The sequence below is a fragment of the Cupriavidus sp. 05N40 genome, from assembly GCF_056397305.1.
The window spans coordinates 1-1,619 of record NZ_JBFTND010000425.1 but is presented as its reverse complement, the minus strand read 5'-3'; the positions used below and the strand labels follow the sequence as shown (position 1 = coordinate 1,619).

Here is a 1,619-nt window from a genome sequence, read left to right as displayed (position 1 = left end):
GGCCAGCATATAGCACTGGTTGATCTCGGAGCGTGCCAGGTCGTTCTGCTCGCGTACCAGGCGCGCCTGGTACTCGCGCTCCTCGGCCTCGCGCTTGCGCAGGAACTGTTGGTTGGCCGCGTCCGTCTCCGGCTCGGGACTGATGCGCGACAGGTTGCCGCCCAGCGCGGCGGCCCGCCAGCCCGGCGGGCAGGCCGTATCCGAATAGAGCGTCTTGTCGCCGTTGACGCATTTGCCGGCATGTGCGAGCCCGGTGCAAACGCCCAGGACAAGCAGAATGAGCCAGTGCCGCATGCAGATCTCCTGTGGATGGCGCCCGGGCGGGCACTGTCGGTGGGTCGGGTGGCCAAGGCATCGGCGCTGCGCCGGATTCACCCGCGTGTGGCCAAGTCGGCATTCTTGTGCGGCCGGCGCGGCTTGTCCAGTCCCGAGGTGACCGGGCAGGCGCACCGCGCCGTGGAGGCCCTAAGCCTCGCCGTCCCCGACGTTGCCGATCAGGTCCGCTGCCGCCGAGCGCCGCGCATCCGCCGCGCGGAAGTAGCGCACCAGCGTGGCGACGCTGGTATGGCCCGTCATGGCCATGGTTTCCGCCAGCGGCACCTGGCGCGCCGCCGCCTCGGTCACGAAGCCCGAGCGCAGCGAGTGCGCCGAAAAATCTCCCTCCACTCCTGCCTGCTCGCAGCGCTGCTTGACGATCTTGCGCACGGCGGCCGCGGACAGCCCTTCGCCCACATGCCCGCCGCGGCGCACGCGCCGGAAGATCGCGCCTTCGCTCAGCGCGGCCGCATGCAGCCACGCTTCGAGCGCGGCGCCGGCCGCGCCGATCACCGGCTTGGCGTTATCCGGCAGGTCGGCCCCGGACTGGTTGGTCTTCGACCACCCCAGTTCATAGACGAATTCGCCCGGCGCCAGCCGTGTGAGGTTGGCCAGGGTGGCCCCGGCCACTTCCGAACGCCGCCGGCCACCGCTGGACCAGGCGAACAGCAGCAGCGCGCGATCGCGCAGGCCGATCAGCGAGTCGTCACAGGTTGCCAGCAGGCGGGCCAGCGGCTCGCGCGTCAGTGCCGCCTTGCGTGCCGGGCGCTCGCCGCGCCTGGCATAGGCGCGCCGCGTGCGCGACAGCAGCTCGCGCACGGCCGGATCCGCGCAGGGGTTGGCGGCACCCTCCAGATGGTGCGCCTTGGCGATCACCGCCAGCCGGTGCGTCAAGGTGGCCAGCGCGGGTGGCCCGGTGCGGGCCTTGAGCCCGCGCGCGACCAGTGCGGCATCGATGGCCGCCGGCAGTTCACTCACGGGACCTTGCGGCGTACTGCGCGTGGCGTGGTCTACCAGGAACTGGATGACGACCGCCGGCTGCAAGGGAAGAGCGATCGGCTGACCGTAGCGCAGGGCGAACCAGCCCGCCCAGTACCGTAGGGCGGAACGATAGCTGGCCACCGTGTTGACGGATTCGCCTTCCCGGTACAGCGCTTCTGCGGCCTGGCGGCCGGGCGGATCGAGTTCTGACGGGCGGAGCGGCGCGGGGAAATCGGCATGGGCAGGGCTGAAAGAAGGGTCGACGCGGCCCCGCCCACCGTCGGGCAGGTTTTCAGGGGCGATATCTGGCGGGTTTTCAGGGG

At 71.1% G+C, this 1,619-nt stretch carries 2 protein-coding genes; both read right to left on the bottom strand.

The features are described from left to right. The coding region (locus AC1DO7_RS41180; RefSeq protein ID WP_477117565.1) for a hypothetical protein at positions 1–294 on the bottom strand (294 nt) is incomplete at its 3' end. A gap of 171 nt (positions 295–465) precedes the next feature. Then, on the bottom strand, positions 466–1,584 hold the full coding sequence (locus AC1DO7_RS41175) for a site-specific integrase (RefSeq protein ID WP_477117566.1): 1,119 nt from the start codon (positions 1,582–1,584) through the stop codon (positions 466–468). Positions 1,585–1,619 lie beyond the last annotated feature (35 nt).